The organism is Stappia sp. BW2 (assembly GCF_008107695.1).
Classification (GTDB): domain Bacteria; phylum Pseudomonadota; class Alphaproteobacteria; order Rhizobiales; family Stappiaceae; genus Roseibium.
This window is the reverse complement of record NZ_VIRG01000060.1, coordinates 353,397-366,766: the sequence shown is the minus strand read 5'-3', so window position 1 is coordinate 366,766 and position 13,370 is coordinate 353,397. Positions and strand designations below refer to the sequence as shown.

The window sequence follows — 13,370 nt, the reverse complement described above, 5'->3', positions numbered from 1 at the left end:
GATTGCCCCGCTATAGATGCTATCCGACGTCTGATTGAAACGCATTCTCGCGCCCGACGAAACGTTGATATTGCCGGACACGGACGTTGTGCTGGCTTCCAGCGTTCCTGCGGACACATCCGTTCCACCCGAGTAGCTATTGTTGCCCGTCAGGGTCAGAGTGCCGGCACCACTTTTTTTTAAAGCGCCCGGCCCCGGAGATTGCCCCGCTATAGATGCTATCCGACGTCTGATTGAAACGCATTCTCGCGCCCGACGAAACGTTGATATTGCCGGACACGGATGTTGTGCTGGCTTCCAGCGTTCCTGCGGACACGTTCGTTCCACCCGAGTAGCTATTGTTGCCCGTCAGGGTCAGCGTTCCGCTGCCGCTCTTTTTAAGGCCACCCGCCCCATCAATCGAGGCGGAATGGATGGTATTGGCGCTTTGATCGAATTGAACGGTCGCTCCACTTTCAACAGTGGTTGCTCCGGCAATGCTGCCGCCGGTGAGCTTCAGCACACCGGCCGAAACGGTCCAGTCTTTTGTCGAAGTCGTTGTGCCGGTCAGTGTCCAGGTCGCAGTCCCGGTTTTCTGAAAAGAGCCGAAGCCGCTGAACGTTCCGGACAGACCCGAGAGAGCGAAGTTGGCGTTGTTGCTGCCGCCGAGTTTCAGGATGTCATTGGTCCCGGCATGGGATATGCCGCCATTGAGGGTGGCGAGCGATCCGCCGGAGGAGGCCTGGAGCTCGAGCGAATTCGTGCCGCCTGAGAAGGTAATGGCATGCCCTTCAGACCCTGCCGTGCCAAGCCAGGACGAGTTTCTCGGATCGGTCGTCGGTGTTCCGCCCACCCCTCCGGAAATGGAAGCGGTCGAGGAAACGACGACGTTGATATTGCGTCCCCTCACACCGTCGCCGCCATCACCACCGTCCGCACTCATTTGATCCGAGACCGCGCCGGCATTGCCACCGTCCCCGCCTGTGACACTCCCTTCAATGATGACCGTAACCGGTGAAGAATGGCCGGTGAGATAAACCCCCGACCCACCGTCACCTCCGTTATTGTAGCTACCATACTTACCATCGCCGCCATCACCGCCGCTACCTCCCGAAACGGTCGCACCGATCGTATGGATGCCGGACGTCTTGTTGAGGACGAGCCCATAGCCGCCACTTCCACCTGCTCCGGCGTACCGCTTGGGGGAGGCTCCACCTGCTCCCCCCGCCCCACCGGCAATACTACCGCTTGTGACGTTCAGCGAAGACGTGTCGGTTACGACGGCCCCGAAACCACCACCACCGCCGCCACCGCCAGCGGCGGAAAACGTTTCTGGCGCGTCCTCTCCCGCGCCACCATCGGTCCCCTGAAGGTTAACCGTACCGCTTCCGATGTCGCTCCCGTTTCCGCTGTAGTCATGATCGCCTCCATTGCCGCCACTTCCGGCGCGGTAGGGGTCGTCGTCAGGAGTAATTCCTCCAACGCCACCTGTGACACCGGCGCCGCCACCGGCGCCCCCGAAATCTTCACGGTGGGGTGTCTCTGCATCCCCCCCTGCACCGTCCAGAGATGCTTTTCCCGGCTCTTCGCCGTCGTTATAACCTCCCACGCCGCCATCACCTGGATCAGCCAGTGCGGAAGAAACAAGCGCGGAAGAAAGCAGCAGAAAAATACGAAGCCGCGAAGGGCGTGGTGCAAGGATCATTGGCTTTTGTCTCGAGAGCATGGCGCCGGAACGGCACCCTCCCGGGAGGGTGGCGCGGTTCCATCGCTTCGGGTGGTCAAGACCGGCAGGGCCTTGCCGGTTGATTGTCGAAAGTGTGTCTGAGCTGTTGGCAAGAAGCGTGCGCCGCAACCAAATCGTTCAGAAACATCTTGTTGCCCGAGTTCAACTGGTTACCGCATCCACCGATGCTGGCGTGCGAAAGATTGCGTGGCCTGTCGGAGGGTTTGATTTCCCCGGGGTGGGGACTCATAAATGAAGATGAAATGGTTTGAGGCGGATTGGTCCGGTCAAATCCGAAGGACATGAAAATGGCTTCACTGCGTGTCGTCAGCGTGCTTGACCGGGCAGAAAGCCCGCTCCGACCACATTTCCTAACGCGGTTTCGCCATGTCTCATGCCATTTCGTCTTTATTTATGGGTCCACACCCTGGGAAACGCTCTCGCTGTTATTTCAGATTATCCGCCGCTCGGATCTAGCAGAATGCACACTTTTTCTCGCAATAAACGACAACCCATGGTTTTATGCACTTGATTGGAAATGATATTCGTTCGAGTGCTTGCGTTAAAACCTCTCCTGCGCTAGCGCAGCATAGGCCTTTCAAGAATCTCTCCCTCCAGCGCCTTTGCTCCTCATGCCACAGATCCTGAAATCCATCATTCGTGTGCTTCAGCTCGATGAATATTCGGTCATGAAGACTGCCGGGTTGCCGGCCGACTACTTGCTGGACGAAACCCGGCAAGTAAAGCCCAGGGAGCTTTTCGCTCTGGAGCGTGCGATCGAGCGCGTGAGCGGACGCGATGATATTTCCTATAAATTGGCTACGTTTTGGGCTCGCACTCCCCGCCCTGCCAGCACGCTGGTCTTCGCTCGATGCGAGACCTTGCAGACAGGCTATGAGAATCTTTCCGAATTGAAAGGGCCTGGGGGTGGCGCAGTCTTTCGTATGGAAAGGCGTGCTGACCGTTTTCGCATTGAAATAAGGCCGGTGACTGCTGAGGTCGTTCTGATGCAGTGGTTTGTGCTGTGGGTAATTCTGTACCTTGTCGACCTGGGGCGCATCTATACCGGATGCCACATTCAACCGTTGAGGGTCGGCATTATGTCCGCCGGCCGCCTCCGGAAAGAAGACGTCGCCTATCTTGGTATCGTCCCGGTCGAAGCCGATCATGCGTTCATCGAATTCTCCAACAATGACGTTCATCGGCCGCTCCTGATGGCTCAGGCGAAGGTGCAATCAACGGACGACACGCAACACGTTTCCGCAAGTCCGCCTGCTCCCCGGTCCCGGATCGGCAGCCAGGTCAGCAAGGCGCTTGTTGAAATCCTGCCCTCGGGCAGGTGCGGTATTGGCGATGTCAGCGAGCATCTCGATATGACCACACGAAAGTTGCAGAGACTGTTGAAGGCCGAGCAGGTTAGTTTCCGGACAATTCTGGAACAGACGAGGCGCGACCTTGCCATCCGCTATCTCGAAGAAGAACATCGACCCGCAGCCGAAGTCGCGGATCTGCTGGGCTATCGGAATCTGAACTCGTTTTACCGAGCCTTCAGGGGCTGGACCGGCGCAACCACGAAAACCTTTCGACAGGGCGCGTCGAAGAAATAGACGCGCAGGGCGCATTTAGGGTCGTCAGCTTGCCGGATGTCTCGCATTGGGCCTCGTCCGGATCGAAATCCGGCAGTCACTCGCAGCGAACCGATTGCACTGCCGCCAATCAGGGAGTAATTCACGAAGACGGCGATTTGTTCTGATCGAAAGCCCGAGCGATGAAAATTCTGGTTGCTGAAGACGATGAGACGATGGCGGAATACGTCCGCAAAGGTCTGCTCGAACAGGGATTTTCGGTCGATTGGGTGAGCGACGGCCGCGAAGCGCTGACCTATTGCCTTTACAATACCTGCGACGTTGCCATCATCGACAGGATGATGCCCGGGCTTGACGGGCTTTCGCTCGTCAAGGCGCTCAGAGCCTCCAACAGCTCCCTGCCGGTTATCTTTCTGACGGCGGTCTCCGATGTCGAGGACAAGGTCGAGGGCCTGATGGCGGGCGGTGACGACTACATCGTCAAACCGTTTCACTTTTCAGAACTTCTTGCCCGCATTCATGCGTTGTCGCGGCGTCCCAAGCAGAACAACCACAAGACCGAACTCACGTGTCACGATCTCAAGCTGGACCTGCTCAAGCGGGTCGCGGTGCGCCAGGGGCAGGTCATCGATCTGCAGAACAAGGAATTTGCCCTGCTCGAACTTCTCATGGAAGCCGAGGGCCGGGTCGTAAGCAGGACGATGATCCTGGAGAGCATCTGGGATTTTTCCTTCGATCCGGGAACGACCGTCGTCGAAACCCACATCAGCAAGCTGCGCCAGAAGATCGACAAGCCATTCGATACACCCTTGATCCACACCGTTCGCAACATGGGATACCGGATCCGTGCGCCTCACTGACCTTCTGTCGGGCAGCTCCTTTCGGACCTCCACCAAGGTCGCGATAGGTGTTCTGGTTCTCATGTGCCTGGGCGGGACGCTGTTCATCTGGTCTGCCACCCAGGCCCTGCGCGATGCCACGGAGCAGCAGACCCTGGAGGAAGCGGTCCTTCTGAGCGACATCTATTCTTCGGAAGGGCGCAAGGGCCTGGTGAAGGCAATCGGCACCTTGAGCGACCTCGTCAACAGTCAGGAACGGGTCTCTGCTGTTTTCGATGAAAAGGGCGTCAATCTGGCGGGGGCCGACCTTGCCATGCCGGATTTCATCGGTCTCCGCGACACCAGGCTGCAATCTGTCTCCGCGAAAGGGAGCGCAGGCCATTTCGTGCTGTCGGTCCAGAAGTTCAACGATGCAACGCTCGTTGTTGGCCGAAGCCTCAAGGACGTTGACGAGACACGCACTCACATGATTGTGGGCCTCGTCGTCATGACCGTGTTGCTGACCTTCGGAACGCTGGTTCTGGGTCTGGCAGCGAGCCGTGAGAGTTTCGCAAAACTCCGGTCGATCGAGGGCGTTCTCGCACGCGTTGCGAAGGGAGAGTCCGACGCGCGCGTTCCGATCGTTGACAGGAAGGACCAGATCGACCGGATCTCCATCCAGATCAACGCCAACCTCGACGCTCTCTCCGGCCTGATGGACAGCATGCGCGCGACAACCACTGCCATCGCGCACGACCTGAAGACCCCGCTTGCCCGTGTCGGCCTCGTGCTGAACGATGCTCTGGACGAAATCGAGGCCGGCGGCAATGCGCAGCCTCAAGTCGAACGGGCACTCACCGAGACGGGGTCGCTTAACGACATCATCGATACAATTCTGCGGATCACCCGGATCCGTGCGGGCTCACCGCGCAAGGACATGCAGATGAACGACCTCGGCAGTCTCATCGAGAATACGGTCGAGTTCTTCACGCCTCTGGCACAGGAGAACGGTCAGACACTCGCGTTTCTGCCCGGGGAAGCCGGCGATTGCCAGCTTCTGTGCGACAAGAACATGGTGCAGCAGATGCTCGCCAACCTTGTGGGAAACGCAATCGTGCATGGGGGCACCGGCATTTCGGTCCGGGTGCGTCTTGCGAACCTGCCCGACAGGCTTGATCTCGTCGTGGAGGACACGGGCGAGGGCATTCCCGACGGGCAGCGGCATGAGGTCTTCGACCTGTTCAAACGGATCGACAGCGCCCGCAGCAAGCCGGGCAGCGGTCTCGGCCTTGCCCTTGTCAAAGCCGTTGCCGACCATCACGAGGCTGCCATAGCGCTGTCTAAGACAGACCCCGACTCTGCCGATCATCCGGGGCTGCAGGTCACCGTCTCGTTCCCCAAACGCCAACTTCAACAATAATTAAAGAACGCCGCAAGCTGCCTCAAACTCCGCCGCTTAGGGTTTTCGTAGTTCATGGACTTCGGGAAGTGAACCTTGAAAGCGAGAACCATTTAGGTCGGTCGGACTGAAAAGTCTGATTCCTTTTCAGCGATCTCCCTGATTGCACGGCCCACCAGCGCCTCTAAGCAAGGCGAATGGAGGCCTTGCAGCCACCCGCAGGCTGGTTCTCGTTTTCACAGAAGCTTTGAACCTGAAACCGCGGCGCCTCGGCACGATGCCGGGCCCGATTGCGAGGGACTCTGATGACCAGCAATGCACTTCACACCGCCGCCCGCCCGAACAACGCGCTTGTCGACGCGCTCCGCGATCATATGAACCAGCGGATCGTCGGCCAGGAGCAGTTCGTCGACAGGCTGCTTCTGGGTCTGTTCGGCGACGGGCACATTCTGCTCGAAGGAGCGCCGGGCCTTGCCAAGACAAAGGCCGTCAACACTCTGGCCGAACTTATCGAAGGCGAGCCCTGCCGTGTCCAGTTCACCCCGGACCTGCTCCCCAGCGATCTGACCGGGACGGAAGTCTACAGGCCCGAAAAAGGAACCTTCGAGTTTCATTCCGGCCCCCTGTTTCACAACCTGATCCTCGCGGACGAGATCAACCGCGCACCGGCCAAGGTGCAGTCGGCCCTGCTCGAAGCCATGGCCGAGCGTCAGGTGACCGTCGCCGGAGCGACCTACCATCTGCCGGATCTTTTCATGGTGATGGCAACCCAGAACCCGATCGAACAGGAAGGCACCTATCCGCTGCCGGAAGCCCAGCTCGACCGCTTCATGCTGCACGTCAAGATCGACTATCCGTCAGCGGAAGCCGAACGCGAGGTGTTGCGGATCGTACGTGGCGAAGCCATGGCCGAAAACGTGAAGCCCACCTTCCAGGTGTCCCAGAAGGAGATCTTCGACGCCAGACAGGCGGCCTTGAAAACCCACGTCTCGGATGCGCTCACGGACTACATCATTCAGCTGATCCAGGCGACCCGCCGCCCGCAGATGTATGGCGACGACCTTGCCCATCAGATCTCCTACGGCGCCTCGCCCCGTTCGACCATCGCCCTGGACCGCTGTGCGCGGGTCCACGCCTGGATGAACGGCGCGGATTTCGCCACTCCGTCCGACGTGCAGGCCGTCCTGCATGACGTGCTGCGCCACCGCATCATCCTCAGCTTCGAGGCAGAAGCGGAAGGCAAGACAGCGGACGGTTTCATCGACGCCCTGATCGACAGGGTTCCGGTTGCTTGAACACACGGGGGACCGTCATGACAGACCATGAACTCAAAGGTATCGTCGCGACCCTGCCCGAACTGGTGAGGGTGCGCCCGCAGCGCGGCCTCACAGGGTTTGCGCCCTCGGGTCGCGTTGCGACCCATCAGTGGGGCGCCAATCGCTCCGTTTTCCGCGGACGCGGCATGGAATTCGCCGAAAGCCGTATCTATCAGCCCGGCGACGACGTCAAATCCATCGACTGGCGCGTGACGGCCCGCACGGGCCAGGCTCACACCAAGCTCTTCCAGGAAGAGCGCGAGAGGCCCATCGTCATTCTGACCGACATGCGCGCGATGATGCAGTTCGGCACCAGAAACCGTTTCAAGGCAAACCTGGCAGCGGAAGTGGCTGCCATGATGGCCTGGACCGGGCATGACGGCGGCGACCGTGTCGGCGGACTTGTCATGACGCGGGAAGGCCTGCGGGACTTTCGTGCCTCCAGAACCCGGCGCTCTGTGCTCGGATACCTGGAAGCTCTTGCGGAAGAAACGCGGCCGGAGCGCCCCCTGGGAACGGAGGTGACGCTGGCACATGCCCTGCGCCGCCTGCGTCACCGGAACCGCCCCGGAACGCTTGCCTTCGTCATCAGCGATTTCTCCGATTTCGGCGACGACGCGGAGACAGAGCTGCGGCATCTGGCGGTGAATGCCCATGTCACCAACATCCAGATCAGCGATCCCTTCGATGCGGCGCTGCCGCCGCGCGGCGGGCGTATCACCGATGGGGAACATGCGCTGGCCATTTCGGCTCTCGGCGGGCGGAAACTCGAGCACTACGCACAGCAGTTCGAAGCCCGCAGGGAGCGGCTGGAACTGGTCAGCCGTCATCACGGCATGGTCTGCCACTTCCTGCAGACCCCTGACGATCCGTCCTGGATCCTCCACCCGCATCTCAACCGGAGTATGGCAGCATGAGCACAGATCTCTCTCCGCAGATGCTGGCCCAGTTGGACCAGCTTCGCGACATCCACCTGCCGGAGCCTGTTGGCTGGTGGCCGGTCGCGCCAGGCTGGTGGGCACTGCTCGCCCTCGTCTGCGCGCTCGTCGTGGCCGCTGTCGTCTGGACCTGGCTCCGCCGCCGCAGCGCTCGTTTCCTAGCGCTTCGCGAACTTGAGGCGATCAAATCGGAGAGGGAAGACGAATTCCTCACGCAGATCTCGTCCCTGCTCCGGCGTGTCGCCCGTCGCCGCTCGGCCGGTGCCGACGTGCTGACCGGCGAGGCGTGGAGCGCGTTCCTGATGGAAGGCAAACACGGCATGGACCGCGACACCGCGGCGCTTCTGGCCACCGGTCCCTACGGCCCGCCGGCCAACCAGAATTTCGAACCGGAGGCGCTGCGCGCCGAAACCGCCACCTGGATCAGGAGGAACGGATGATTACCTTTCTCTGGCCTTTGGCCTTTCTTCTGCTGCCGCTGCCCTTTGTGCTGCGCTATTTTCTCAAACCCGCTGACAAGGGGCTGGGCGGCGCGCTGAAGGTGCCGTTCTTTGCCAGCCTGTCGCGGGATCTGGGAAGCCGTGCCGACCGGATCACGACATCCTGGTGGAAGCTTGCTGCCGCCTCACTTGTCTGGTTGCTGATGGTCACGGCCGTGGCCCGGCCGGCCTATGTCGGCCCGGAAGTTCCACTTCCCTTCGAAGGCCGTGACATCATGATGGCCATCGACCTCTCCGGTTCCATGGCTGAACAGGATTTCGCTGTCGGCGGCAAGCCGACCACCCGCCTTGGCGTCGTCAAGGATGCCGCGGATGCGTTCATCGAACGCCGGAAAGGCGACCGGGTTGGCCTCGTGCTGTTCTCGAACCGCGCCTATCTGCAAGCGCCCCTGACCTTTGACCGGCAGGCGGTCCGCGATCTCCTCGATCAGGCGGAAGTCGGCCTGACCGGCCAGAAAACGGCCATCGGCGATGCCATCGCGGTTTCCCTGAAACGCCTGAAAGACAGGCCGGCTGAAGGACGTGTTCTCGTTCTCTTGACAGACGGTGCGAACAACGAGGGCAAGATGGACCCGATCCAGGCGGCCGAACTTGCCGCGAAACTGGGTATCCGGATCTACACCATCGGCGTCGGCGCAGGTCCGATGGCAGTCAACACCCCGATGGGCCGCCAGATGGTCAATCCGTCCGCGGACCTCGATGAAGGCACCTTGCGCAAGATCGCTGAACTGACCGGCGGGGAATACTTCCGGGCAACCGACGTCAACGGTCTGGCACAGGTCTACCGGTCAATAGACAAGCTGGAGCCGATCGGTGCCGACCCGGTGCATGTGCGCCCTGAAGTCGCCCTGTATTTCTGGCCGGCCGGTCTGGCCCTGCTCCTGACGGCGCTTGCCGCGCTGTTCGCGACGGTTCCGGCCCTCATCACGCAACGCCCCGTACACAAGGAAGCCTGACATGGAAAACGATCTGTTCCACTTCCTGCGCCCGGAATGGTTCTGGGCACTGGTCCCGGCGGGCCTTCTCTTCTGGCTCGTCCTGCGATCCCGCAAAAGCGCCACAGGCGGCAACTGGGGCAAATACGTCGACGCCCATCTGCTGCGGCATCTGGCGATCAGTGGGGCCACCGCCCGCGCATCGCGTGTTCTGCCGGCACTGGCCGCCGCCGCGATTGTCGTTCTGGTGACGGCGTTGGCCGGGCCGACCTGGCAGAAGGCCGAGGTTCCCTCCTTCACCGGCGGTGAGCCGGTGGTCGCAGTCCTCAGTTTGGCGCAATCCATGAATTCCGACGACCTGTCGCCGAGCCGCCTGCGGCGCGCGGTGCACAAGCTGCGCGATATTCTCGCCCGGACCGAAGGGGACGAGCGCGCACTGGTCATCTATTCGGACATTCCCTTTGTCGCGGCTCCCCTGACCAGTGACAAGAAGGTAATTTCGCAGATGATCCCCGAACTTTCCACCAAGCTGATGCCGGTTCTCGGCAACCGGCCGGACCTTGCCATTTCCGAGGCGGTCTCCGTGCTGGAGAGAGCCGATGCCGGACGTGGCGAGATTGTTCTGATCGCAGACAACGCGGGCGATACGGCCGCAACCGCCAAGGCAGCCAGCGAAGCGCGCAAGGCCGGTTACACTGTCTCCGTTCTGGGTATCGGCACCGAAGAGGGCGCCACGCTGCAGACCGCGGACGGTCAGGCTATCACCAGACGCTCTGGTGAAAAGCTGACGACGTCCCTGGATACCGAAGGGCTTGGCCAGGTTGCCCGGTCCGGTGGTGGGACCTATTCCAGCGTGACGGCCAACAGCGCAGACCTTAACCGCATCCTGCCGAAGGCCGACCGGATCGAAACCGCCGGCAAGGCAGAGGATTTCCAGGCCGACAGCTGGGTCGACATGGGCTACTGGCTCCTGATCCTGCCCGTGCTGCTGCTGCCCTTCGCGTTCCGCCGCGGGCTCGTATTCAGCATCGGACTGGTTGCATGCCTGGGCCTGGTCCCCGGAATTGCGCCCCAGCCTGCTCACGCAGGAACCTGGCAGGATCTCTGGTCGACTTCCGACCAGCAGGGACAGAAAGCCTTCGCGTCCGGCGACTACGACACGGCGTCCCGCCAGTTCGAGACATCTTCCTGGCGCGGCAGTGCCGCCTACCGGGCCGGCGACTATGCAGCGGCGGCACAGGATTTTTCCGCCAACGCCTACAACCGCGGCAACGCGCTTGCCAAGTCCGGGCAGCTTGAAGACGCACTTGGAGCCTACGATCAGGCGCTGGCTGCCAATCCGCAGGATGCAGACGCAAAGTACAATCGCGATCTGGTCCAGAAGCTGCTCGACGAACAGAAAAAGCAGGAAGAACAAGAGAAGGAGAAGAACCAGCAGCAACAGCAGCAGTCCGGCCAAGGCGACAACAAGGATCAGCAGCAACAAGCTGGAGGGTCCGGCGAACAGGACCAGCAGCAATCCCAGAACCAGTCCGGTCAGCAGCAACAGCAGTCCGGTTCGCAGGGACAGCAGGATCAGCAAAACGCTGATGGCCAGTCCGGCGAGCAGCAGCAGGCCTCCGAGGGCTCGCAGCAACAGGACGGCGAGCAGTCCGGCCAATCCGGCGAGCAGCAGCAGTCCGGTGCGCAGCAGCAATCTGGTGATCAGCAGCAGTCCGCCTCTCAGTCGGGACAGGAGTCCGCTTCGCCTGAAGAAGCTGGCCAGCAAAGCGCGTCGCAAGGCGAGCAACCGAAAGACCAGGCATCTGCCGAAGCTTCTGCCTCCTCCGACGACAAGCAAGACGGCCAGTCTCCCCAGGCCGGCGAAGAGGAACGCTCCGCTGCAAAGGCTGACGAAACAAAGGCAGGTGCTGGTGAAGAGCAGACGCAGGAAGCTTCCGGAACCCGGCCGCAGGGCCAGGAAAACGGCAGCGAGCAGGCCGCTCAGCAAGACCAGGCCGGCTCCGAGGGCCTTGCCCAGGAAGACCGCGCCGCACAGGAAGCTGCCAAGGCTCGTCAGCAGGCAAGCGCTTCTGGAAGCGATACCGGCGAAGCCGGCAAGGAGAGTGAAAACCCTCTGTCGAAACTGCTTTCCAGCATGCTGGACGGCAATGGCGAGGACACCAGCGGCGAGCCGGTGGAGGCCTCCGTTCCGGGCGCTGCTCCTGTGGTCGATCAGGCGGTCGAGCAACAGTTGCGCAAAGTTCCTGACGATCCGTCCGGCCTGCTGCGCGCCCGCATCCGCCAACACTATGTCCAGCTTCGGTCTGGCGCCAACTGAGAGGAAACAGGACCATGACATTCAATACGCTTAAAACCACCGTCAGCGCCGCTGTTCTTTCCATCGCGCTTGCCGTCCCAGCCTGGGCCGGCGGACTGGCCGCCCACGTGAACAGTGGCACGGTGGCCGAAGGGGACGCGATCCAGCTGACCCTGACCGCCGACGGCCAGGTAAACGCCAGCCCGGATCTCGCACCGCTGCAGAAGGATTTCGATATCCTCGGCACATCGCAATCCAGTTCGACGCAGATCATCAACGGCAAACGCTCGCAAAGCGTGAGCTGGATCGTGTCGCTGTCGCCGAAAACGAAGGGCACCGTCGAAATTCCGTCGATCAGCGCGGGAAGCCTGAGCAGTTCTCCTGTCGCTATCAAGGTGGTCGATGCCGGTTCCATGCCGAAGGCAACGGGCGCATCCGGGATCGGTCTTTCCGCGACACTTGAAGACGGCGAACCGTTTCTCTTCCAGGAAACGCCTCTGACCGTCCGTATCGAGACAAGCCAACCCATAAAGAGCGCTGAACTGATCGCACCGCATTCCAGCGCCTTCGACCTCGTTCAGCGCGGAGAGGACCGGGTAAGCCAGGCCACCCGGGGCGGACGGACGGTCAACGTGATCGAGCGTACCTATATGCTCAAGCCCCAGGAGGAGGGTGCGATCGAAATCCCGCCCTTCGTCCTGCGCGGCTCCGTCGAGGACCCCAATGCGCGGCGGCGCGATCCCTTCGCGGGCTTCGGTTTCAAGGGCTTTTCCGGGTTCCCATCGTCCATGTTCAACGACATGTTCGATCCGGGCAAACCGTTTGCTGTTCGCTCCGATCCGATCAAGCTGACAGTGCGGGCGGACCCCAATGCAGGTTCGGGACAGCATCAGTGGTTCCTGCCCGCAAAGGATGTCCGACTGACCGCCGAATGGTCGCCCGCGCATCCGGTCTTCCGGGAAGGGGAGGCGGTAAGCCGGCGCGTCAGCCTTCTGGCTCTCGGCGCGAGCGCCGTTCAGCTTCCGGACCTCTCGTTCGAAAACACGGATGGCGCACGGATCTATCTGGATGACGTCCAGACGGGCGAGGATCAGACGGCTGAGGGCACGGTCGCCAGGAAGGACTTTCTTCTGTCGGTCGTGCCGACACGTGGCGGCAAGATAACGCTCCCGGAGATCAAGGTGAACTGGACCGACAGTGTCAGCGGCGAAGCAAAGACCGTCACCTTGCCGAGTGAAGTCATCACGGCAGAAGGAACGGTGCCGCAGGCCGGCCAGTCGGCCGCCGTCTCGCCAGAGGCAGCACCAACTGCGAATGCAGCGCCGCAGCTTCAGCAGTCGGACGCGGGAAATCAGCGCATCTATCTGCTGGCCGGACTGGGTGCTGCCGCGGTTCTTGCCGCACTTGGCGGGGCCGCTGTCTATTTCCGGAGAACAGGAAGACCTGCCGAAAATGGCCGCAAGCCCGCACCAGCGACACCGCGGAAGCAGACCCAGGCGGACGGGCAATCCGAGCGCCGCAAGCAACTGGCCCTTGCATCTACCAAGGAAAAAGCCGGTGATCTGCGCGGATGCTACGGCTGCGTTCTGGCCTGGCGCCGCCTGGCCGGCGGCCAACCGGCGATGACCGCTGCCGCAAGAGATGCCATTGCAGCTCTGGAGCAAGCAGCCTTTGCCCCCGCTTCCGAAACCGCCGAAGGCCGGAGCCGCGACTGGCTCAATATCCTTGTAAAGGAAGACCGCAAGATCGGTTCTGCGCAAAAGGATCTGGCATCGACGCAATTGCCGTCGCTTTATCCGGCCTGAGGAAGGCCGAAAAGCCACCGGGTGGACGGAAGGCTGCTTTGATGCAGCTTTCCGCCCACCCGATCATCA

Annotated in this window: 11 protein-coding genes; 9 read left to right on the top strand and 2 right to left on the bottom strand. The window is 61.4% G+C overall.

Annotated features, from left to right (window positions below):
* Both FMN63_RS29995 and FMN63_RS29825 read right to left on the bottom strand, forming a co-directional pair.
* Positions 1–153: autotransporter-associated beta strand repeat-containing protein (locus tag FMN63_RS29995; protein ID WP_353619203.1), on the bottom strand; the 153-nt coding region annotated here is incomplete at its 3' end.
* Positions 137–1,684 carry an autotransporter-associated beta strand repeat-containing protein gene (locus FMN63_RS29825; protein WP_148584057.1) on the bottom strand — a complete coding sequence of 516 codons (1,548 nt, stop codon included), beginning with the start codon at positions 1,682–1,684 and terminating at the stop codon, positions 137–139. The genes FMN63_RS29825 and FMN63_RS29995, both read right to left, overlap by 17 nt.
* 740 nt (positions 1,685–2,424) lie before the next feature.
* Between FMN63_RS29825 and FMN63_RS11225 the strand changes: the two genes are divergently transcribed.
* The 9 genes from FMN63_RS11225 (at position 2,425) to FMN63_RS11185 (ending at position 13,301) form a co-directional block, all read left to right on the top strand.
* Positions 2,425–3,312: a helix-turn-helix transcriptional regulator gene (locus tag FMN63_RS11225; protein WP_286192600.1), complete on the top strand. Its 888-nt coding sequence runs from the start codon at positions 2,425–2,427 to the stop codon at positions 3,310–3,312.
* 161 nt (positions 3,313–3,473) lie between these two features.
* A complete protein-coding gene (locus FMN63_RS11220; protein ID WP_148584055.1) occupies positions 3,474–4,151 on the top strand; it encodes a response regulator transcription factor in 678 nt (225 codons plus the stop codon).
* Positions 4,138–5,529 (top strand): sensor histidine kinase, encoded by a 1,392-nt coding sequence (locus FMN63_RS11215; protein WP_148584054.1) that lies wholly within the window; start codon positions 4,138–4,140, stop codon positions 5,527–5,529. Before FMN63_RS11220 ends, FMN63_RS11215 begins: the two co-directional genes overlap by 14 nt.
* A gap of 284 nt (positions 5,530–5,813) precedes the next feature.
* Entirely contained in the window at positions 5,814–6,803 is a 990-nt protein-coding gene (locus tag FMN63_RS11210; protein ID WP_148584053.1) for an AAA family ATPase, read from the top strand.
* A gap of 17 nt (positions 6,804–6,820) precedes the next feature.
* The gene (locus FMN63_RS11205; protein WP_148584052.1) at positions 6,821–7,741 is read left to right on the top strand and encodes a DUF58 domain-containing protein; all 921 of its coding nucleotides are present in this window, start codon (positions 6,821–6,823) and stop codon (positions 7,739–7,741) included.
* Positions 7,738–8,202 carry a DUF4381 domain-containing protein gene (locus tag FMN63_RS11200; protein ID WP_148584051.1) on the top strand — a complete coding sequence of 155 codons (465 nt, stop codon included), beginning with the start codon at positions 7,738–7,740 and terminating at the stop codon, positions 8,200–8,202. Before FMN63_RS11205 ends, FMN63_RS11200 begins: the two co-directional genes overlap by 4 nt.
* The gene (locus tag FMN63_RS11195) at positions 8,199–9,218 is read left to right on the top strand and encodes a vWA domain-containing protein (protein WP_148584050.1); all 1,020 of its coding nucleotides are present in this window, start codon (positions 8,199–8,201) and stop codon (positions 9,216–9,218) included. The genes FMN63_RS11200 and FMN63_RS11195 overlap by 4 nt, the downstream gene beginning before the upstream one ends.
* A gap of 1 nt (position 9,219) precedes the next feature.
* Positions 9,220–11,517 carry a VWA domain-containing protein gene (locus tag FMN63_RS11190; RefSeq protein WP_148584049.1) on the top strand — a complete coding sequence of 766 codons (2,298 nt, stop codon included), beginning with the start codon at positions 9,220–9,222 and terminating at the stop codon, positions 11,515–11,517.
* Positions 11,518–11,531: 14 nt separating this feature from the next.
* The gene (locus FMN63_RS11185) at positions 11,532–13,301 is read left to right on the top strand and encodes a BatD family protein (protein ID WP_148584048.1); all 1,770 of its coding nucleotides are present in this window, start codon (positions 11,532–11,534) and stop codon (positions 13,299–13,301) included.
* The last annotated feature ends 69 nt before the right edge of the window (positions 13,302–13,370 follow it).